The organism is Geobacter anodireducens (assembly GCA_001628815.1).
GTDB classification, from domain to species: Bacteria; Desulfobacterota; Desulfuromonadia; order Geobacterales; family Geobacteraceae; genus Geobacter; species Geobacter anodireducens.
The window spans coordinates 2,123,528-2,144,140 of record CP014963.1 but is presented as its reverse complement, the minus strand read 5'-3'; the positions used below and the strand labels follow the sequence as shown (position 1 = coordinate 2,144,140).

At 60.0% G+C, this 20,613-nt stretch carries 16 protein-coding genes and 2 pseudogenes; 13 read left to right on the top strand and 5 right to left on the bottom strand.

The features are described 5' to 3' along the window. Nucleotides 1-12 precede the first annotated feature (12 nt). Nucleotides 13-297 (top strand): ferredoxin, encoded by a 285-nt coding sequence (locus A2G06_09795; protein ANA40535.1) that lies wholly within the window; start codon nt 13-15, stop codon nt 295-297. Nucleotides 298-386: 89 nt separating this feature from the next. Then, nucleotides 387-1,088 (top strand): carbonic anhydrase, encoded by a 702-nt coding sequence (locus tag A2G06_09790; protein ID ANA40534.1) that lies wholly within the window; start codon nt 387-389, stop codon nt 1,086-1,088. 70 nt (nt 1,089-1,158) lie between these two features. Here A2G06_09790 and A2G06_09785 read toward each other — a convergent pair whose 3' ends face one another. Together A2G06_09785 and A2G06_09780 are read right to left on the bottom strand one after the other, a co-directional pair. Beyond that, nucleotides 1,159-3,123 (bottom strand): hybrid sensor histidine kinase/response regulator, encoded by a 1,965-nt coding sequence (locus A2G06_09785; protein ANA40533.1) that lies wholly within the window; start codon nt 3,121-3,123, stop codon nt 1,159-1,161. 8 nt (nt 3,124-3,131) lie between these two features. Continuing rightward, nucleotides 3,132-4,025, bottom strand: coding sequence for an ABC transporter substrate-binding protein (locus A2G06_09780; protein ID ANA40532.1), 894 nt, complete (start codon nt 4,023-4,025; stop codon nt 3,132-3,134). Nucleotides 4,026-4,669: 644 nt separating this feature from the next. On the opposite strand from A2G06_09780, the gene A2G06_09775 reads away from it, so the two are divergent. Next, nucleotides 4,670-6,466, top strand: a complete 1,797-nt coding sequence (locus tag A2G06_09775; protein ANA40531.1) for a hypothetical protein — start codon at nt 4,670-4,672, stop codon at nt 6,464-6,466. Between the two features lie 366 nt (nt 6,467-6,832). Next, nucleotides 6,833-8,163 (top strand): annotated as a pseudogene (locus tag A2G06_09770) (radical SAM/SPASM domain-containing protein). 60 nt (nt 8,164-8,223) lie between these two features. Here A2G06_09770 and A2G06_09765 read toward each other — a convergent pair. Further along, complete coding sequence (locus A2G06_09765; GenBank protein ID ANA40530.1) at nt 8,224-8,442, bottom strand: hypothetical protein; 219 nt, start codon at nt 8,440-8,442, stop codon at nt 8,224-8,226. Nucleotides 8,443-8,466: 24 nt separating this feature from the next. Further along, the gene (locus A2G06_09760; protein ANA40529.1) at nt 8,467-9,333 is read right to left on the bottom strand and encodes a phosphatase; all 867 of its coding nucleotides are present in this window, start codon (nt 9,331-9,333) and stop codon (nt 8,467-8,469) included. Between the two features lie 174 nt (nt 9,334-9,507). On the opposite strand from A2G06_09760, the gene A2G06_09755 reads away from it, so the two are divergent. The 3 genes from A2G06_09755 (at nt 9,508) to A2G06_09745 (ending at nt 11,436) form a co-directional block, all read left to right on the top strand. Further along, on the top strand, nt 9,508-9,738 hold the full coding sequence (locus A2G06_09755; protein ANA40528.1) for a hypothetical protein: 231 nt from the start codon (nt 9,508-9,510) through the stop codon (nt 9,736-9,738). Continuing rightward, nucleotides 9,735-10,391 carry an endonuclease III gene (locus tag A2G06_09750; protein ANA40527.1) on the top strand — a complete coding sequence of 219 codons (657 nt, stop codon included), beginning with the start codon at nt 9,735-9,737 and terminating at the stop codon, nt 10,389-10,391. The genes A2G06_09755 and A2G06_09750 overlap by 4 nt, the downstream gene beginning before the upstream one ends. A gap of 178 nt (nt 10,392-10,569) precedes the next feature. Next, nucleotides 10,570-11,436, top strand: a complete 867-nt coding sequence (locus A2G06_09745; GenBank protein ANA40526.1) for a 3-hydroxyisobutyrate dehydrogenase — start codon at nt 10,570-10,572, stop codon at nt 11,434-11,436. A gap of 47 nt (nt 11,437-11,483) precedes the next feature. On the opposite strand, the gene A2G06_09740 is transcribed toward A2G06_09745, so the two are convergent. Then, nucleotides 11,484-12,971, bottom strand: a complete 1,488-nt coding sequence (locus A2G06_09740) for a 23S rRNA (uracil-5-)-methyltransferase RumA (protein ANA40525.1) — start codon at nt 12,969-12,971, stop codon at nt 11,484-11,486. A gap of 145 nt (nt 12,972-13,116) precedes the next feature. Here A2G06_09740 and A2G06_09735 point away from each other — a divergent pair, with 145 nt between their 5' ends. The 6 genes and pseudogenes from A2G06_09735 (at nt 13,117) to A2G06_09710 (ending at nt 20,569) form a co-directional block, all read left to right on the top strand. Further along, nucleotides 13,117-14,229: a hypothetical protein gene (locus A2G06_09735; GenBank protein ANA40524.1), complete on the top strand. Its 1,113-nt coding sequence runs from the start codon at nt 13,117-13,119 to the stop codon at nt 14,227-14,229. Continuing rightward, nucleotides 14,219-15,637: a glycosyl transferase gene (locus tag A2G06_09730; protein ANA40523.1), complete on the top strand. Its 1,419-nt coding sequence runs from the start codon at nt 14,219-14,221 to the stop codon at nt 15,635-15,637. The genes A2G06_09735 and A2G06_09730 overlap by 11 nt, the downstream gene beginning before the upstream one ends. Beyond that, a complete protein-coding gene (locus A2G06_09725) occupies nt 15,612-15,806 on the top strand; it encodes a hypothetical protein (GenBank protein ANA40522.1) in 195 nt (64 codons plus the stop codon). The genes A2G06_09730 and A2G06_09725 overlap by 26 nt, the downstream gene beginning before the upstream one ends. Then, a pseudogene (locus A2G06_09720) lies at nt 15,803-18,219 on the top strand (hypothetical protein). The gene A2G06_09725 and the pseudogene A2G06_09720 overlap by 4 nt, the downstream one beginning before the upstream one ends. 4 nt (nt 18,220-18,223) lie before the next feature. Further along, a complete protein-coding gene (locus A2G06_09715; GenBank protein ID ANA40521.1) occupies nt 18,224-18,991 on the top strand; it encodes a polysaccharide deacetylase in 768 nt (255 codons plus the stop codon). 3 nt (nt 18,992-18,994) lie between these two features. Then, complete coding sequence (locus A2G06_09710) at nt 18,995-20,569, top strand: hypothetical protein (protein ANA40520.1); 1,575 nt, start codon at nt 18,995-18,997, stop codon at nt 20,567-20,569. The last annotated feature ends 44 nt before the right edge of the window (nt 20,570-20,613 follow it).

Sequence of the window (20,613 nt, the reverse complement as noted above, 5' to 3'; positions counted from 1 at the left end):
CCAGGAGGTAGCATGATCGGTTTCCAGTATCTTGCCAATGTCGCCACTCTGAAGCTTGCCCCGGAGCGCTGCATCGGCTGCGGCATGTGTGTTGAGGTCTGTCCGCACCAGGTGTTTCGCCTTGCAGGCAAAAAGGCCGAGATCGGTACACGCGACGCCTGCATGGAGTGCGGGGCCTGCGCGGTGAATTGTCCGGCAGCGGCGATCCATGTGGACGCCGGGGTCGGCTGTGCATCGGGAATGATCAATGAGTGGCTGGCCGGCGTTGTCGGCAACAAGGGCGGAGGGTGTTGCTGATCCGTGCCGGGCGGAATTTCGGGATTGACATGATAATGTGTGGCTGATAGTTAGTGATTACACATCATTACACCCAGGGAGGGAGTGGCATGAAAAACAGAGGTACCATGATCAAAGGGATGATTCTGAGCGCCGGCGTGGTGGTCATATCCGCGGTCCTGGCATTCGGCTCCGGCGGCGTGGGCGTGACGGCGGACGAGGCCCTGCAACGGCTGATGGACGGCAACAAGCGGTATGTGGCGGGGCAGATGAAGGCGTGCAGCGCCAGCGACACGGCCAAGCGCGAGTCATTGGCCAAGGGGCAACAGCCTTACGCGATAATCCTTTCGTGCTCAGATTCCCGCGTTCCGCCCGAGATTATTTTCGACAAGACCATGGGTGAAATATTCGTGATTCGCGTGGCAGGAAACATTCCCGACCCAGTGGTCCTGGGCAGTATCGAGTATGCGGCCGAACATATCGGATCACCCCTTGTCATGGTCCTCGGGCATGAGCGTTGCGGTGCGGTGACCGCCACTGTCGAGGCGAAGGGAAAGGCGGAGGGCAATATCGGATCCATTGTCAAGACCATTGCCCCTGCTGCCGCAAAAGCCCTGAAGGACGGAAAGGGCAAGTCGCAGGCCGAGATCGTCGAGGCTGCCACCGATGCCAATCTCGATCTCGTTGCCGCCAGCCTGACCAAGAAATCGCCCGTTATCCGGCACCTCGTCAAAGAAGGCACGCTGAAGATCGTCAAAGCCAAGTACGATCTGGACGACGGAACTGTAGTCCTCATGGACGGCAAGAAATAGAAGCTCTCCACTTCGGACGGCATGCACAAAAAAGCCCGCGAAAGCGGGCTTTTTTGTGCACTTCTTTCGTTCAGTTCTTCAGCACTTCCTGCACCCGTGCGATCAGTTGATCCGGCTTGACCGGTTTGGCGATGAAGTTGATATCTTCGGCCAGGAAGCCCTTGCTGCCGATGATGTCCTTTGTATAGCCGCTGATGAAGAGCGCCTTGACAGCCGGCTGGATCCGTTTCATTTCCGCGTAGGCGACCTGGCCGTTTTTGCCGGGCATCACCACATCGAGCAGAACAAGATCGATCTTGCCGGCGGCTTCGGTGAATTTTTTGACAGCGTCGTTTCCATCAGTGGCTTCGATTACCTCGTAGCCGTTGCGTTCGAGCACGTGGCGGGAAAGCTTTCTGACCGCCTTGTCGTCCTCCGCCAGCAGCACGGTTTCCCTGTTCCCCTTTGTGACGACCGGCGGTGCTTCCTCTTCAACTCTTGCCGACAATGCCACGATCGGAAGATAGATGCGGAAGGTGGTTCCGGTGCCCGGCTCGGAATCAACGGTGACGAACCCTTCATGCTGCCGCACGATGCCATATACCATCGACAGGCCGAGGCCGGTGCCTTTTCCGACCTCCTTGGTCGTGAAAAAGGGGTCGAAGATCCGTTCCTTCGTCTCCTGGTCCATGCCAAAACCCGTATCGCTGATGGTCAAAACGGCATAACGTCCCGGCCGGCACTGTTCCAGCGAGCCGAATGAATTTTCGTCCAGAACCGTCGCATCGGTCGTCAGCGTGAGGCGTCCTCCCGCAGGCATGGCATCGCGGGCATTGGTTACGAGATTCATGAGGATCTGGTCGATTTGTCCCGAATCCACGTGGCAGACGAGAGGCTCTTGGAAGAGTGATACCTTGAACTCCACATCTTCACTCACGAGGCGGGCCAGAAGTTTCTCTATGCTCTGAATGATCCCGTTCAGATCGGTGGGGAACGGAGTGATGACCTGCTTGCGGCCAAAGGCCAGCAGCCGCTTTACCAGCGTCGTGGCGCGGTCGGCAGCGTTAAGGATCTGGTCCACGTAAATCTGGTAGGGGTTGTCCTTGTTCAGGCTGCGTTGCAGGAGTGTGCCGAAGCCGACGATGGCTGTAAGAATATTGTTGAAGTCGTGGGCCACGCCACCCGCGAGGGTGCCGATTGCTTCCATCTTCTGGGCGTGCCGGAGCTCTTCGGCCAGCTGTTCTTTCTCCGCTTCGCGTTTTTTAAGGGTCTCGGCCATGTGGTTGAAGGCATTGGCGAGGCGCCCGATTTCGTGATTGCGCTCGACCTTTACCGGAACAAAGCCGCCACCCTGTTCCAGTGCCTTGATGCCGACGGTGAGCCGGTCGAGGGGGTTGGTGATCCGGCGGACTACGAGATAGGTGAGAATAGTGCTCAGCACCAGAAATCCGCCGGCGAGTATGCTGCAGGTGAACAGGAACGTGTCAAGACGCCGCTTGAGGGGCTGTTTGTCCACAATGATGCGGGCATAGCCCAGGATTTTTTCCTTGTCTTGCGCCTCGTGCCCCAATATCAGCGCATCGGCGCTCTGAAACGGTGCGATGGATACGATGGGCGCCCAGAATTCAAAGAGATCGGCTTCCTCGAACGCGTGAGGAATCCAGCTCGCGCGCACATCGTTAAAGTGTGCATTCCAGTTGGGCAGTTTCCGTCCCGGCGTCTTGAGCATTTTCCCATGGGCCTGTTCCCGGATGGGGGTCCCGGCTGCCGAAATGACTGAGACGAAAAGCACCCCCTCATGCTGCAGGATGCCCTCCACCGGGTCCTTGAGCAATTCGCCGTTCTCCGCAAAGACCCCCAGCCGGGCGTTGTGGGCCAAAAGCCGCGCGAGAATCTGTCCCTCATGGGTGACGTTCTCCCGCAGGATACGCCGTTGCTGTTGGTAGAACATAACGGTGAACGATATGGATATAACGGCAATCGTTGAGGCAAAGAGGAGGAAAAAACTGAGGCCCAGACTATCGTGCCGTTGTTTTAGCGTCTCGCGCATGCCCATGGTCTCTCCTATCGAATGACCCTGGCCCTGCCAAGGGCCTCTTCGGATAGCGTCAGACCGAGCTTGCGCGCAACTTTAGCATTAACCGTCATGACAATGCTGCGGGGTTCGGCTCGCTGGACCTGTTCCACCGGGGTTCCCGACAGTATTCTCCTGACCAGGTCTCCTCCCTGTCTCCCCAGGTCGTAGGGATCAATATCGAGCGCCATGATGGCTCCCATCTGCACGTACTTGTCGGAAAACGTCAGAATGGGAATTCTGTTGGTGAGCGAAAAGAGAAGGAGAAACTCTATGCTCTCGGGAGTCACCACCGTGGTGTCGGGAAGCATCCAGAGAGCGTCCACTTCCCCCTTCATCCCTTCAGCCACCGGGACCACATCGCGGGCGGAGCGGAGTTCGCGGGCGACCGGCTCGATCCCCAGCGAGCGGGCCGCGGCCTGGGCCTTGCGCGCAAGTATGCCCGACCGGGACGGGTTATAGGGAATCCCTATCTTCCTCAGTCGCGGCATGAGGCTCTGCAGCGCCGCCAGTTGCCGTTCGGGCGGGACGTTCATGCTGACGCCGGTCAGGTTTTCGCCGCTGGTGAGGGTGCTCTGGGGGTCGAGAACCATCAGGTAGACGATGGGGGTGTCCTTAACCCGTTTGACCCTCGCCAGGGCCTCGGCCCCGATTGCCAGAATCACGTCCGGGCGCTCGTCACGCACCATCCGCGCCACATCGACCCCTTCCATCTCCGAGATGACGACCCTTTTGACGGTCCCGCTCACCACGCTTCTCACCCCCCGGAGAGCCTCTTCGTAAGGGACTACTCTCACGCTCTGAAGTGCGAGAATCTTCTGGGCCGCTTCGCAGTGCGCGGCCAGAAGGGTGATGACGAGAATGAGAAGGATTCTTCGAGTCATGTGGTTATAGTAGACAAATGGTAATGATCCTGTTAGGTTGTGCGACAAAGGATAACCTGGTGTATACTATACCTCGCCATTGCCCCGTTGCCCCGGCAAAACGTGGCCTTCACATGGAACTCCGGGGCATTCGTCAAATATGCAGCAAATGAAACGGTGCGCGTGTCATTTGCTTGACAGTGTTTCTGGACAGATTCAATGCATGTGGTACTCGTCTGCCCCTGATATCCATGAGAACTTGGGGGGCATACCCCGGAATTGAACGGTTCGAATGAGGTATTATTTTGCCATTTCAGTGCCATTTTGTTTGTAACGTACGTTGATTGATCAATTTTGTACCACATGAAGAGGTGATAAGCCAGTAATTTTGAATTGTTATTAATCTGGAGATTTCTGCTGACAACGGGTGATGTGAGACGCGGTGACCGCCAAATCAGGGTCGGAATTTATTTTGCATGGCTCAATCCGCGCAGTGCGACACCAGGTAGCGCATATCCCGTTCCGGGGCTGGGGGGCGGATGGACATTCGACGCGTTGAGAACAGAAGACGAACCCTTATTCCAGTGATTGGATTGCTCGGCCTGTCGATGCTGCTTGTCCCGACAGGTTGCCAAAAGTACGCCTGGGCCCAGGCCAACGAGGAGATGAGGGTCCTTGAGATGTTCTACGAGGACAAGGAACTGGTGGTGACCCCCACCCGGGATCCCAAACCCGTCTCCCAGGTGGCTGAAAACATTACCGTCATTACCGCCAAAGAGATCAGGAACCTGAACGCCCATACCCTGGCAGACGTTCTGGTCACCATAACCGGCGTTCAGCAGGACTGGCGGGGCGGTCCCGGCAGCCTCGCCTTCCCCGGTATCCAGGGGTCGAATCCCAATCAGGTACTCGTCCTGATTGATGGCGTTTCCCAGACCAGTGCCTCCTCAAGCTTCGCCGACGTGGGCGCCATCCCGGTTCAGAATGTCGAGCGGGTCGAGATTATAAAGGGTCCAGCCTCCACCTCCTGGGGCTCATCCCTGGGCGGCATCATCAACGTCATCACAAAGTCCCCCGAGGAGGAAAAGGCCGCGGCCGGCATGGCATCGGCATCCCTGGGCGAGCGGTTCACCGGTGACTACCGGGGCGAACTCACCGGCACGGTGGGACAGTTCGGCTACTATCTCTACGGCGGCAAACTCCACTCCGACGGTCTTCTTCCCCACAACAGCGTCGATACCGACCGGGCGTACCTGAAACTGACCCACCAGTTGCCCGACGGCGGCGATATTCGCTTCTCTCTCGGCTATAGTGCCGGCGACCGTGGCGACCAAATGGACCCTGTCGCCCGTGCGTCCTATGACAATACGTTCGACAACCTGCTGACAACGCTCTCCATCTCGCTCCCCCTCACCGAGCGGATCGACTGGGACCTTTCGCTCCGCTCCCAGTGGCTGGAATACGACCAGCTCCGCCACGCCCTTGATACCGGCCTCGTTGATGCCTCGCTGCTGGATGACCGTTCCTTCGGCGCCACCACCAAGCTCGTCTGGCGTACCGGCGACCACAGCCTCACCGTTGGGGCCGAATTTGACCGGGGTGATTTCAGGCTGGAGCAGAATGTCGCGGGAATTGGACAGTCTTCCGTCCGTTCACACATTGCAAAATCGGCCATCTTTGCCAATGACACCATTGTGCTGGGACCTCTGACCATAACCCCGGGCATCCGTTTCGATTACACGACCACCAATGGTGACTTTCTGAGCCCCAGCCTCGGGGTGACCTGGGGCATCGGTGAGCACACGGTGCTGCGTGGCGCCGTGGCGCGGGGATTTACGGTGCCCCCGGTAACTCATACGATGGGCGACGGTTTTGCTTTAGTCCCCAACCCCGATTTGAAGATGGAAAAGGTTCTCTCCTGGCAGGCCGGATTCGAGACGTCTCTTCTTCGTTACCTCTGGCTCAAATCGACCTTTTTCCTGCATGATGTTTCTGATGCCTTGGTTGCCACGCCCACAGATGATGGCCGGGTTCGTTATGAAAACCAGGAAAAGCAGCGGCGACAAGGGGTTGAAGTGGAGGTGAAGACCATCCCGTTTCTTTTTACAACGCTGGGAGTTGGCTATACCTTTGTGGATTCGACAGATCGCAACGCGCATCAACGAATTCCCTTGGCAGCTCGGCAGACGGTCAATGCTGTTATACAGTACGACGACCTGAGGGATACTAGGGCAAACCTCGTGGGACGCTATATTTGGTGGAATGCGGACAGTTCCAATCAGGGTCGATATAATGCGATGATCTGGGACTTGAACGCGGCACGACAAATTTTTCGGAGCGAGCGGCTCCGGGTGGAGCTCTTTCTGGCGGCCCGCAATCTGTTTAATGGGGCACAGTATATGGATGCAACTCTTAAGAACCCTGGTCGCTGGTTTGAGGGAGGCATAAAATTCGATTTTTAATGTTACGCAATGATTTAAGGTTGATTGTTAAAGTAAAATTGTTGTGACACGTGCACATTGCTTAAAATTCTAGTTGACAATGTGGTGCGTTTGCAATTACGTTCAACCAAACGTCGTGCCACTATCCAGGAGGGAGGAGTTAACAGACATGAAAAAGTCAACTCGAATCGCCGTCCTCAACGCAGGGTCCATTCGGAACCCGAACCAGCCCGGATACATGTGTGTTGTTATTTTTGGCCGGGTTGCATAGTTTCACTCGTAGTCGGATTTCAAGAAGAGGGGAGAGCAATCTCCCCTTTTTCTTTTGGTGAACCCGTGCCATCCGGCAACATTGTTGGCGGTCGGAACTGCCCGATGAGGTGATTTGTGGTCTTGTCGCGCCATGTGATTATTACTCCCTGCCCGGACCGACCGGGCACGTCCATCCTGTTTTCCGCCAAGCGGGGAGCACTCATCCTGGTGGATGATGAGTTGCTTGCTGCCATCGGTGCCGGAGGCTCGACGCCGACGAGGAGCAGATCCTGGCCGAACTGGGGTTTCTCGTGCCCGATCACGCCAGCGAACAGCAGGAAATGCGCTCCTTCATCGATGAGAGCAACCGGGTGAGCCGATCGTTCAGCGCTCTGGTCATCCTGAACCTGAGCTGCAACCTGGCCTGCTCCTACTGTTTCGAGGGAAACAGGAGGGGGGCGCATTTCATGGACGACGACACGGCGGATCGCCTGGTGGCGTACCTCGTTTCAGGGCCCGTTGCCGAGGGGAGATCGCTGTCGCTCAGGTTCTACGGCGGCGAACCGCTTCTGAGCGTTCCCACCATTCGGCGCATTGCCCGTCCCTTGAAGAAAGTGATGGATGCCCGCGGCCTGTCCTTCAGTTTTTCCCTGACCACCAACGGAACGCTCCTGACCCGGGAACTGGTAGAGGAGCTCATCCCCTTGGGTCTCGTCGGCGCAACGGTTACCCTTGACGGCCCTCCGGATGTCCACGATGCGGCCCGGCCGTTCGTGGGAGGCGAGGGAAGTTTTTCTGTCATTCTCGCCAACCTCAAGGCCGTTGCGGACCTCATTGCCCTGGAGATCGGCGGCAACTTCACTCCAGAAACCTACCGTGAATATCCGCGTCTCTTCGATCTGCTCGTGGCGGAGGGGCTCGGCCCGGAACGGCTCGCTCTCATGCGGTTCAACGCGGTCATGTCGGCGGGAGAGAACCGGGCACTCCCCGAGTTTACCGGGGGATGTGCATCGGTGAATGAACCCTGGCTCAAGGATGCCACTCTTTTCATCCGCGAGGAGCTTCTGCGCCGAGGATTCCCCGCACCGGGGCTTTCCCCGCATTTCTGCGCCATTGAGGCCGAGGACTCGCTCATTGTGAACCATGACGGGACCTTTTACCGTTGTCCCGCCTTTATCGGCATCGAAGGGCTCGCGGCAGGCAGCCTCAATGACGGCCCGTCCGACCATGCCGCCAGCCATGGCCTTGGGGGCTGGAAGAACGAGGAGTGCCTGAGTTGCGCCTATCTGCCCCTCTGTTTCGGCGGTTGCCGCTATTATGGTTACCTGGAGCACGGCAGGATCGACCGCGTGTCCTGCGGCCGGGATCTGTTCGATGCTATTGTGGGGCCGTTTCTCGCCCTCGAGGTGAAGTATCGTCACCAGCCGGGCGAGGATAGCACCGATACGGACGGCGACCCGGATTGAGGCGCTGCGGGTGTGAGGGAGTGGAGCGCGTAACACTCCCCGTTTTTTCGCTGGAGCCTGTTACTTGGCGGGGCGCGGCCGGTCCGTTTCATCCGGGCCGACGATATGGATGCTGATTCTGCGGATGAGGTGTTCGATCTGCGCGAGCTTCTCTTCGTATTGCTGGAGAAGATAGGCACGTTTGTCTCCCTGGTGGAATGTCGTGCCGTCCCGCAGCATGGCAATTCGAGTTTTGGCAACTTCTCTCATGATTTCGAGAACTTCCCGTGCGTCGGCCATGGGCGTCACCCGTGATGCCGGTTGTCAGGCGTGGGAGTGTTTTCGTTGCGCTGCCAGTTCCTTCACCTTTTCCGCCAGACCGTGGGCAACGGCAAGACCGCCGCGGCCGCTCCCCAGTTCCACGTCGTCCTCAAAGCCGTGGAAGTCGGATCCCCCCGTCATCAGCAGCCCGAATTCCTCGGCGAGGCGTTCGAAGTAGAGCATGTCGTCCTTGAAGCAGAGGTTGTTGAACACTTCGAGCCCGTCAAGACCCAGGTGCACCAGTTGTTCGACAACCTGCCGCAGCCGGCGGCGGTTATCGGTGATGGTGGGAGGATGGGCTAATACCGACACGCCGCCTATGCGGCGGATTTCGGCGATTGCCTCGCCAGCCGGCATGTAGCGCTTCGGGACATTGCAGGGAATCAGATAGCGCCGAAAGGCGTCTTCCATGTCCCGTGCATGTCCATGCTCGATCAGTACGCGGCCGATGTGGGGCCGCCCCACGGCGCCGCCGGCCATGGAGCGAACCTCCTCGTAGGAGAGGGGGGCCTTGCGGGAGTGGAGCAGGCGGCGGTTGACTTTTTCGAGGATCGCCTTGCCCCGGTTGTCGCGTGCCGTCCTGAAGCCGGCGAGGCGTTCGCGAAAAGCGGGGTCGTGGTGATCAATGCAGTAGCCGAGAATATGCACGTCGCTGAAGCGTCCCAATTCAACGGAAAGCTCCACGGCGGGGATGACGTCGACGCCGAGCCGCGTGCCTTCCGCCACTGCCTCGTCAATGCCGTCAACGGCGTCGTGATCGGCAATGGCAAGAGATGCGAGCCCCCGTTCGGCAGCCATGGCAACCAGCGCGGCCGGGGCAAGGACTCCGTCGGAATGGTATGAATGAACGTGAAGATCGACCAGTTTCATGATGTGACAGCCTCCCTGTCAACTAAACCACGCCATGACAGCCTTGGCAAGGGGCAGACGTATACATGGGAGCGTTTTCACATTGGCGTTGCATGGTTGGCCCATTTCGATAGAATGCCCGACTGTAGCTTGGCTGCACGCAGGGCCAGGCGCGGAAGGAAGGGGAGACGGTTAATGGTCAAGGATAAGGGGATCGCTCTGGCGGTCGTGGCGATGGGGCTGTATGTGGTCGGCGGGCTGCTGACGTTTGCAGGGCTGTACCTGATCGGGTTCATGGACGGCCGTGATTTCTTCGGCTGGGGAGACGGAAGAACGCTCGGGTATCTCTTTTTCTGCGTGGGAATATCGCTGTCGATCCTGGGTGTGCTCCTGATGCGCATCTTCAGGAACCGGGGACTTTCATGAAGGAAGACGACATCCACGTCGTCATGGCCGGCTTGGAGGAGGTCGTTAAACAGTGGCCGTCCCCGGCGGTGACCATTGTTTCGCAGCGAGAAGGCAATCCCTTCAAGGTTCTCGTCTCCTGCATCCTTTCGCTGCGCACCCAGGACCGGACCACCGGCCCGGCGTCGGAGCGCCTCTTCGCCCTGGCAGATACGCCGGCAGCGATGGTGCGGCTGTCAAAGGAGGACATCGAGAAGGCCATCTATCCGGTGGGCTTTTACCGCACCAAGGCCGAACAGATCCTCGATATCTGCCGTCTCCTTCTGGAGCGGTACGGCGGCAGGGTCCCCGATGACCTCGACGAGCTTCTCGCATTCAAGGGGGTGGGGCGCAAGACGGCAAACCTGGTGATCACCCTCGGTTTCGGGAAGCCGGGTATCTGCGTCGACACCCACGTCCACCGGATCTGCAACCGTTGGGGATACATCCGGACCAAAACCCCCGAGCAAACGGAGTTTGCCCTGCGCCGCATCCTTCCGCACCGCTACTGGCTGGTCATCAACGATTATCTCGTCACCTTCGGCCAGAATCACTGCACTCCCGTCTCCCCCCGCTGTTCAACCTGTGTTCTTGTCCCGTGGTGCGACCGCGTGGGGGTTGTGAAACATCGCTGATGCCGCACTGACCGGTACTGTGCGAATATCGTTTGCCGGATGAAGCATTCAACGGTATCTTTGTTTCAGCTTGTTGTGCCGTATTTTTTAAACTGGACTATTGTCTCGGCGCACAAGAGCATGTAGTATTGTGAACCATCCGTGACAGTGTTTTATCATGTGAACCAGGAGGCATTCTATGCTGAGAAAAGTCGGTTTCTTGGGGTTGGGTACGGTCGGTCGGCACATGGCTGCCAACCTCTTGAAGGGGAATTACGAACTGACGGTTTATGATTCGGACCCGAAAGCGGTTGCCGATCTGGCAGCTCTGGGCGCCACGGGCGCGTCCGCACCCCGCGAGGCTGCAAAGGGAAGGGATATCGTCATCCACATCCGGCCCGAAAAGGAGCGGCTCCGTCCGGACATTTACGGGCCCGACGGGATTTTTGCCGGCATTGATCCCGGTACGATCCTCGTCGACATGGGGACCCACTCCCTGACGAGTACCATGGAAATGGCCGATGAGGCGGCCAAGCATCGCGTCATGTACCTGGACGCCCCGGTGTGGGGCACCAAAGAGCATGCCGCCAACGGCCTCCTGACCATCCTGGCGGGAGGGGACCCCTCCCTGGTCGGTCGTTGCCGCGAGCTGTTCTCGTTCTTCGGGCTGAACATCATCCATGTGGGAAGCATTGGTGACGCCACCCGGATGAAGTTGGTGGTGAACCTGGTCCAGGCCGAGCTCATGCAGGCCCTTGCCGAGTCTGTCGTGTTCGGTGAGAAGCTCGGCTTCACCGCTGACAGGATTCTCGAGGTGCTCGATTCGGGCGGAGTGGCCTCGCCGCTCTTCCACTCCAAGGGGCGCAGCATTGCACGCGGCGATTTCACGCGCAACCTGGCCCTCAAATACGTGCACGAGCAACTGGAACTGGTCCTGGAGAAGGCTGAAAAGCTCGGTCTGGAACTGCCGGCAGCCAAGGTGGCCTGCGCCACCTATGAGCAGGGCGTCAAGGACGGGCGGGGCGAGGAGGACTTCTCCTCGGTCGTGAAGGTGCTCAGAAAATAACAGCTTCTACAAAAAGCTGCATAGCGATGTCTCCAAAAGGGGGAGCCTCAGACGGCTCCCCCTTTTGCGTTGCGATGAGCCCGGGGACGATTGCGCTCCTTTGCAGGAGGCTCAAGCCGGTCATGGCGCGGCAACTCCTTGATCAGCAAGGCTATGTTCTCCACGTGGGGGGTCTGGGGGAACATGTCGACGGGCTGAACCCGGCGGGTGGCATACCCAAGGCCGGCGAGGATGTCAAGATCGCGGGCAAGGGTTGCAGGGGCGCAGGAAACGTAGATTATCCGCGATGGCCCGGCAGCGGCGACTTTCTTGAGAACGCCGGCGTCGCATCCCTTGCGCGGCGGATTGAGCACGACCAAGTCAGGGCGTTCACCGTCGTCCACGAGTTCCTCAAGCAACCCGGCCGCATCGCCCGCCTCAAAGGTACAGTTGTGGATGCGGTTTAACCGGGCATTGCTTTCGGCGTCGCTCACCGCGGCTTCCACCACCTCGATGCCGTGAACCTCCCGGGCCGTTCCCGCGAGGAAAAGGGCGATGCCGCCGATGCCGCAGTAGAGATCGACAACGGTCTCCTTGCCGGTCAGGTTGCTCCATTGGCGGACCGTCTCGTATATGATCCGGGCACCGCCGCTGTTTACCTGGAAAAAGGACCGGGGCGAGATGGTGAAGCGGATGCCGCCCAACTCCTCCGTAAGGGCATGGGGGCGGGTCAGGAAGTAGTCCCGCTGTCCGAGGATGACATTCCCTTCTGACGGATTGACGTTCTGGGCAACCACCTCAACCTGGGGGACGCTCTGCTGCAGATGTTTCGCCAGGTGGTGGATTTCGTTGTAATTGCGCTCGACCGTAACGAACACTGCCATGGCAGTGCCTGTCCGCTCCGAGACCCGGATCGCCAGATAGCGGAGAATGCCACTCCCGGTCCGCGGATTGTAGACCTGGACCTTGCATTTGGCGATTCCCTCCTTCACGGCTGCAACGATCCGGTTGATGAGAGGGTGATGGAGGGGGCATTCGCCGATATCCATGACCTGGTGGCTGTTGCGCCGGTAAATGCCGATGACCGGACGGCGGAACGTTCCCGAAACCACCAGCTTCGCCGAGTTGCGATAGTGAAGCTGATTGGGGGAGGGGAGCGTCGCCAGCACCTCCGCAGCGCCCAGGGTCTGGTAGCGGCGGATCTGGCGCTCGGTGAAGGTACGCTTCCAGGTTAACTGGTCCGGATAATGCATGACGATCAGCGGGCACCCGTCGCACCTGCCGGTTCTGGTGCAGGGCGTTTGCGCAAGCCGTGCCCGGGAGGGACGGAGCACCTCGACCGTTTCTGCATGGAAGTGCTTCTTGCCCACGTGGGTGAGGCGCGCCCGCACCCGTTCGTCAGGCAGAGCCCCTGTCACATGGACGTTGGTGCTGTCGTGGATGCCGATACCGTTTCCATCCTCGTCAAGGGCGGTGACGGCAAGCTCGATCAGATCGCCTCGCTTGGAGGAGGGGCCGGCTGCGAGTACGGTTTTTTGGGGGCGTTTTTTGTTCATGCCCCCAGTTAAACAGGAATCTTCTGGAATTGTCAATGGCCAGGCCGGTGAATGAATCCGTTGTTTGGGTTGCATTCTGAGAAAATTTTTACTAAACTTTTCACTTTTCCATGGGGCGGATTAGCGAATCGGGGGCATTCAAGGCATGGTCGATCTTTACTTTCATCTGCTGAATACTGGCATGATCAGGGATTTTATCGTTGCGGTGAATATCCTGTTATGTGCCGTTACTCTCGGTCTTTTTCTGACACTGCTGTTCCACAAGATTCATGTGGAAAGGCGCACCCGACGCCTTGCGCTCCTCAAGGAGCGGTATCTCGAAGAACTGACACGCAAGTGCTACGAACCGTCCCTGACGATCCAAAAGCCGACAACGGCGCTGGAACATGAAGCCCTTGGCGCCGTGTTCGCCACCATGCTCGTGAACGTCTCCGGCACCATGGCCGCCAGCGTGAGGTGCTTCATCCGCGAGCTGGGCATTGATGCCTATTACCGGGCTCGCGTCCGGTCCCGTTCGTGGGTGAGAAGATATGTGGCGGTCGAGAAGCTCGGCTACTTCGGCTTTCCCGAGTTGAAGCCCCTGTTTCGTTCACTGCTCGATACCGAGCGGGATACGCGGATCATCCCCAAGCTGGTGTGGGCCCTCAGCGTGATTGCCGACCGGGATGACGTGCCGTTCATCAACCGGGTCCTGAAGGATCCCCTGTTCATGTCCGCCAAGTTCAATGAATATATTTACACCAATATTATTCGTGCCTTCCGCGAACGGGAGCAGGAACAGGAATTGTTGGAGTTGATCGCGTCGCTCATGGCAGATGAAGAACTGCCGGTTATTCTCAAGCGGGATATCATCCAGGCATGCGGTAGCGAGATGTTCCTCATTGCCAAGAATCTTACGGCTGACTGCTTCCGCCGCTTCCACGAAGTGGCTGAGATGCGGATCGCCTGCATCCGCACGCTGCAGCGCTTTTCTGCGGTGGACACGGAGGTGCTCCTGAAAGAGTGCCTTCTGGACTCCGACTGGCGGATCAGGGGAGTTGCCGCCAAGAGCGCCCACCTCTACTCGCCGGCTGTGGCGGGATCACTACGGCAGTTACTCCACGACGAGAGTTACCACGTGCGGATCAACTCCGCCATCTCCCTGTCCAGGATGGGAGAGGGAGGGCTCGATGTTCTTGTGGACGCAACCCGCAGCGACGACCGGTTCGTGCGCGATGTTTCCCAGTACGTGCTGAAGAGGCTCATCTATGCTTCATAACATCGTTGCCTTCCTGCTGGCGATCCAGCCGGTGATCTTCATCTATTTCATCGTCCTGAACGGATTCTACACCCTGTTCACCATCATCTCCCTGCGTGACATCCGCAACTATCTGAATGCCGTCACGAGCCAGAGCATCGACAACGTGCTCAACGGGATGTTCTATCGGCCCCTGTCGATCCTCGTGCCTGCCTACAACGAGGAAAAGACCATCGTTTCCTCGGTGAAGTCGCTGCTTGCCCTGCGGTATCCCGAGTACGAAGTCATCGTCATTAACGACGGGTCAACCGACGGCACTCTTGAAAGTCTCATCAGAGAATTCCGTCTTGTCCGGATCGACAAGCCCATCGGCCTGCATGTTTCCCATCGGCCGATCCTCGCCAAGTACGTTTCCGTCGACCATCCCCAGCTCTTCGTGCTGGACAAGGAGAACGGCGGCAAGGCCGACGCTCTCAACGCGGGGATAAACGCTTCCCAGTACCCCCTGTTCTGTTCGATCGATGCCGATTCCGTGCTTGAGGACGACGCTCTCATCCGTGCGACACGGCTTTTCGTGGAAGACCGGGAAGTCGTGGCCACCGGCGGCATCGTGCGGGTCCTCAACGGTTGCGAGGTGGAAGACGGCATTGTCAAGGGGGTCCGAGCCCCCCGGGGGATGCTGGAGTGCTTCCAGACCGTGGAGTACACCAAGGGGTTCCTCTCGGGGCGGACATCGTGGAACTATTTCAGGAGCCTGCTCATCATCTCCGGGGCCTTCGGCATCTTCCGCAAGGACATGGTGATGGCCGTCAAGGGGTACCGGGAGAGCGTGGGCGAGGATATGGACCTGGTGATACGGCTTCACCGCCACTGCCGGCAGAACCGGATCCGCTACAAGGTTGTTTTCGTGCCCGATCCCGTCTGCTGGACCCAGGTCCCCTCGGACATGGCATCGCTCCTCAAACAGCGCAATCGCTGGCACCGTGGACTCATCGACAGCCTCTGGCACAACCGGGGCATGTTCCTCAACCCACGCTACGGCATGGTCGGCCTGTTCGGGTTCCCCTATTTCGTCACGGTTGAACTGTTAGGGCCGGCAGTTGAATTTATCGGCTACTTCGGGTTCGTGCTCCTCTTTTTTCTGGGTCAGGTGAATCGCGAGTTTGCGATTCTCTTTTTCCTCCTGGCCGTTCTCTGGGGAACCTGGATCAATCTCGGCTCCATCTTTCTGGACAACCTCATCTACAAGCGCTACAAGGGGTTGCGCGACATTCTGAAACTCTGCCTCTTCGGCCTGCTCGAATTCTTCGGGTACCGGCAGATCATCGTGGTGGAGCGGCTCATCGCCACGTTCATGTTCTGGAAAAAGGGATGGGGCAAGCCCAAACGAAAGGAGATCGAAGGTGAAGTGTCTGGCTCGGTTGCCTAGCAGGGTTCTCTATCTGCTGCCGCGGGTGCTGCTCCTGGCCCTGTTTCTCACCTACGTGACGTTCATGCTCCTGTCTCCCTACGAATGGTTCCGTCCCGTGGAGGTGGCCGTCCAGGGGGCGCTTGCGAAACTCGTGCGGGGTACGGCCGGCTTGTGGAGCAGGCTATGACGGGCAAGCCGCGGACCGACTATGTGGCCCTCGGGTTCACGGCCCTGGAACGGGGCGACTGCCAGGAGGCGGTCAACATCTTCCGGCGGGCCCAGGAGACGGGGCCGACCGCCCGGAGCTTCGTGGGGCTCGGTTTGGCCTTTCACCGGCTCGGCGATCCGCTGGCAGCCCGCTGGGCCTTTGCCAAGGCGCTCGACCTGGAGCCTGCCGACCGGGATGCCAACGAGTGGATCGAACGGATCGGCAGACCTGCCGTGCCGGCGCGGACCAGCGGGGGGCGCGGATGCCGTTTCCGGGCCGGCGAGGACTTCCTGCAGATCAGGGAGAACGGATCCTGGCGCAGGTTCTTCATCAAGGGAATCAACCTGGGTCTGGGCCTGCCGGGGTATTTCCCGGGCGAGTACCCCATTCACCGGGAAACCTATCGCCGGTGGTTCCGGCTCATGGGGGAACTGGGGGTGAATTCGCTGCGGGTCTACGCGGTGCAGTCCCCCGGATTCTACGAAGCATTGGCCGATCATAACGAGCAGGGGGGGCGGCTCTTTCTCTTTCAGGGAATCTGGCTGGAGCTGCCCGATGATGGCAATTTCCGCGGCCGGGATTTTCTGGAGTACGTCCACCGGCAGATTCGCGAGTCGGTGGACGCGGTCTGCGGCAATGCCGATTTTCCCGAGCGACCCGGCCTGCCCCACGGTTCCTACCGCCGCGACGTCTCCACCTGGACCGCCGCCTATGTGGTCGGCCGCGAATGGGAAAGCTGCGCGGTGCGTGCGTTCAACGGGCAGTACGGCCGCAAGCGGGGTAATTATGCCGGCTCGTTCCTGAAGGTTGACGACGGCCTCCCCTTCGAACAGTGGGCCGCCGAGACCTGCGACTACCTCCAGTCCTACGAACAGGCCACCTATGGCTGCACCCACCCGGTGACCACCATCAACTGGCCGACCCTGGACCCATTGGCCCATCCGTCGGAGTCCACCTACGAGGAGGGGCTCATCCGCCAGGGCTTCCAGGTGAACGTGGACGTCTGCAACGAGGACGAGGACGTGGAGACGTTCGATCCCGCGCGCATCGTCTCACGGCAGGGGGCGGGGTTCTTTGCCACCTATCACGTCTATCCCTACTATCCCGACTTTCTCAACAACGACTTCCTGGATGTCAACAATCCCTACCGGGAGTATCTGACGCGGCTCAGGCGTCACCATGGCCGGCAGCCCATCGTTATCGCCGAGTTCGGGGTGCCGTCGAGCCGCGAAGCGACCCACTGGCAGCGTGACGGCTGGCACCACGGCGGCCATGACGAGGAGTCGCAGGGAAGAATCAACGGCCTCATGATGGAGCTATCCGCGACGCGGGCTTGGCCGGTGGGATGCTCTTCAGTTGGTTTGACGAGTGGTTCAAGCGGAACTGGGTCTTTCTCCCCTATGAACTCCCGGCCGAACGCAATCCCTTTTGGTTCAATCACCAGGATGCCGAGCAGACCTACGGTCTCATGGCCGCCTATCCCGGTTATCCCGGCAAGGTCGTGACCCTGGCCGGGCGACGTGAAGAATGGCATGACGCCACGCTTCTCCAGGAGAAAAGGGGAGGCGCCCCCCTGCACCGCTTCGGCGACGGCCGCGACGGGGCGCGGACCCTCGTGCGGCTTTCAGCACGGCATGACGAAGGATATCTCTATCTCTGCCTCGAAACGGCCGAACCGGTCGATTTCAGCGCGGCCCACTACCTGATCGGACTCGATACCTGTGGGGCAAAGGCGGGAGAGACGCTTCTCCCCTTTGCCACCAACGTCCGGAGCCCGCTGGGGCTCACCTTCCTGATCCATCTGGCCGGCGAGGGCACGAGCCGCATCCTGGTGAGCCGTTTCTACGACAAATATCTCAATGAGGGGCTGCCGGTCCGCCCCGTGCCGTCCGACACGGGGGAGTGGGTCGTCATGCAGAACATCACCAACCACCGCCGCATCAGCAAGGACGGCACCCGGTTCTACCCCTCCCGGGTCTTCTCCATGAGCGGGCTGCGCTTCGGCAGTCTCGACCCGCGGAGTTCCCGCTTCGACTCCCTGGCCGACTGGCATGTCTCGGGTACCCTGGTGGAGCTTCGGCTGCCCTGGGGGCTCCTGAACGTCACCGATCCCAGTTCCCGGCAGGTCCTCTGGATGGCGGAACAAGGGACCAAGACCCGCACCACCGACGGCGTCGCCGCCATCGCCTGCTCCTATCGCCCGTCGGGTGAGGGGCTCTCTGCCCTTCCCACGGGCGGGCGAACCAATCTGGCCGACGCCCTGCCCGCCGGTCTCGGCCCGGATGCCATTCGGCGCTATCAATGGGAGGGGTGGAACCACCCCCTGTACCACACCTATCTCAAGCGGAGCTACTACCTCTACCGGGACGTGCTCGGCCGGATGCCGGAGTGATGCCGTGAACGTCAGCCGCAGGCAATTTCTGATCATCGGGGGCGCGGCGCTGGCCGCCATGGCCGTGCCACTGCCGGTGTCGGCCCGGAAGGAGACGGTGGTGCCGGTGCTCATGTACCATGATGTCTCCAACCATTTTCGCGACCCCTTCACCATTTCTCCAGCGCTCTTTGCCGCTCACATGGAATGGCTCCATGCAGCCGGCTACCGGGCCGTGACAGTGGGGGAAGCCCTGGCCGCACGGGGAGCAACTGCCGACAGAATGGTGGTTATCACGTTTGACGACGGCTATGCCTCGTTCCTGGACTATGTCCATCCGCTTCTGCTTCAGTATGGCTTCTCGGCCGCCATCTCGGTCATCGGCAGTCATGTGGGGACCTGGCTGGAGCGGGATGGACGCCGGCCCATGCTGAGTTGGGACGAGTACCGTTATCTTGCGGCACGGGGTGTGGAGGTGGGGTGCCATGCCCATCACCTCCATGCCATCGAGCGACTGCGGCGTGCCTCTGCCAGCGAGCTGGCAGCAGACCTGGAACTTTTCCAGCAGACCGTGGCGCGCGAGATGGGCCGGCGGGCCACGATCCTTGCCTGGCCCTACGGCATTTATACGGCCGAGCGGATTCACATTGCCCGACAGGCAGGATTTGTGCACATTCTCACCTCCAACGAGGGGTATGTGGACGGCGGCACCGATCCGGCGGCGATCCCGCGGCTCAATGTCGACAATCGGCTCGACCTGGTTTCGTTCAGTAACTATCTCAGGGGGGAGTGAAGAATGATGAAGAGGATCATCCCGGCTGTCATGCTCGTGGCGATGCCCTGCACGGCACTGGCCACGGCGCCGGCCGACCTGTTCCGCGGCGGAAAGGTGGACGAGGCGGTGACGGCCTACCGCGTCGCCATGGGCCAGACCTCAGCGGCCCGGGAAAAGGCGCTGCTCCACAAGGAGTTGGGCGATCTCTATGCGGAAAAGGATCAGTACGCCGAAGCAGCCGATGAGTACGTCGCGGCCCTGGCGCTCGACCGCGGTATCCCCGTGACGGAGCGGATCAGGATGGCAGTGGCCGTCTCCTGGGCCAACCGGCTCGACGATGCGATCTTCGCGCTGCGCGCCGTGGTTGCCGACGAGCCGGACAACACCGCAGCCCGGACCCACCTGGCCCGAACCCTATCCTGGCGCGGCGACCAGCCCGATGCCATCACCGAGGCCGACCGTGTCCTGGCCGCCCGGCCCGGAGACCGGGATGCGCTCCTGGTCAAGGCCAACGCCCTCCGTTGGCAGGGCAACAGCAGCCAGGCCCTGCCGCTCTATCAACAGATTCTGGCGGGGAGTGACGACTTCGATGCCCGCCTGGGCCTTGCCTTTGCCCAACTCCAGACCGGCAACAAACAGGAGGCGGCCGCCAATGCCGCCATCCTCAAACCCCGCTTTCCCTACCAGGAGCGGGACCTTAAGAGGCTCCGGGAGGAAATCGAAAACACCACCGCCAATACGGTCGAGGCGTCCTACACCCGCTATGGCGATTCGGACGACAACAAGGCGGACCGTTTCGGCGTTGCCTACACCTATCGCCAGGGTGACTGGAGCCTTTCCGGCTCCTACCGCCACTTCACGGTAAACGATACCATCGGCGACACCTATGCCGACATCCTCGATGCGGGCGGCTATCTGCGCCTGGCCGGCCGCTACGGTGTCGGCGCCGGTATCGGTGTGGCCCGTTTGGACGGCGGCTCATCCGACATGAACCTGACCTGGCGCCTCAACGCCGATGCCGATGTGGCGCGGGGCGGTGTAAGTCTTTCCCTGCGCAGGGATGTTCTCACCGACACCGCATCCCTGGTGGAGAACCGGATCAGATACCTCTCCGCCGGCATCAGCGCCAGCCAGCGCATCACCCAGCGCGTTACCCTGTTCGGCGGTTACTCCTGGCGCGACTACTCCGACGACAACAGCGCCCATGACCTGCTTATCGCTCCGTCCTATACCCTTTACGCCGGCGACCCCACGGTGCGGACCGGCTATCGCTTCCGATACCTCACTTTCGACCGCCAGAGCTTTGGCGGCTATTTTGATCCGAACGACTTCATATCTCACCAACTCTTCGTCTCTGTCGACTGGCAACTCGACCGCATCTTCCTCTATGCGGAGCCCTACGGCGGGTTCCAGTCCTTCGACCGCTACGGCGATCACACCGACGATATCTTCGGCGGCTTCAGCGGCACCCTCGGCTACCGCTTCACCAAGCGCCTCACGGGTGAGGTGAACGGAGAGCTCGGCAACTACGCCCTCGGCGCCACCTCCGGTTTCGAGTACTACTCCGTCGGAACCCGCTTCGCCTATTCTTTCTGATCAGCCGGTTGGACATGCCCCGTTCGGACCTCCGGACGGGGCAC

Bases quoted from the DNA above. Each gene is read 5' to 3' on its own strand.
- A2G06_09710 (ANA40520.1), top strand. From the start codon at position 18,995: ATGATGAAGAGGATCATCCCGGCTGTCATGCTCGTGGCGATGCCCTGC.
- A2G06_09750 (ANA40527.1), top strand. From the start codon at position 9,735: ATGAAGGAAGACGACATCCACGTCGTCATGGCCGGCTTGGAGGAGGTC.
- A2G06_09745 (ANA40526.1), top strand. From the start codon at position 10,570: ATGCTGAGAAAAGTCGGTTTCTTGGGGTTGGGTACGGTCGGTCGGCAC.
- A2G06_09790 (ANA40534.1), top strand. From the start codon at position 387: ATGAAAAACAGAGGTACCATGATCAAAGGGATGATTCTGAGCGCCGGC.
- A2G06_09755 (ANA40528.1), top strand. From the start codon at position 9,508: ATGGTCAAGGATAAGGGGATCGCTCTGGCGGTCGTGGCGATGGGGCTG.
- A2G06_09775 (ANA40531.1), top strand. From the start codon at position 4,670: ATGAGGGTCCTTGAGATGTTCTACGAGGACAAGGAACTGGTGGTGACC.
- A2G06_09795 (ANA40535.1), top strand. From the start codon at position 13: ATGATCGGTTTCCAGTATCTTGCCAATGTCGCCACTCTGAAGCTTGCC.
- A2G06_09730 (ANA40523.1), top strand. From the start codon at position 14,219: ATGCTTCATAACATCGTTGCCTTCCTGCTGGCGATCCAGCCGGTGATC.
- A2G06_09785 (ANA40533.1), bottom strand. From the start codon at position 3,123: ATGGGCATGCGCGAGACGCTAAAACAACGGCACGATAGTCTGGGCCTC.
- A2G06_09780 (ANA40532.1), bottom strand. From the start codon at position 4,025: ATGACTCGAAGAATCCTTCTCATTCTCGTCATCACCCTTCTGGCCGCG.
- A2G06_09735 (ANA40524.1), top strand. From the start codon at position 13,117: ATGGTCGATCTTTACTTTCATCTGCTGAATACTGGCATGATCAGGGAT.
- A2G06_09760 (ANA40529.1), bottom strand. From the start codon at position 9,333: ATGAAACTGGTCGATCTTCACGTTCATTCATACCATTCCGACGGAGTC.
- A2G06_09740 (ANA40525.1), bottom strand. From the start codon at position 12,971: ATGAACAAAAAACGCCCCCAAAAAACCGTACTCGCAGCCGGCCCCTCC.
- A2G06_09765 (ANA40530.1), bottom strand. From the start codon at position 8,442: ATGGCCGACGCACGGGAAGTTCTCGAAATCATGAGAGAAGTTGCCAAA.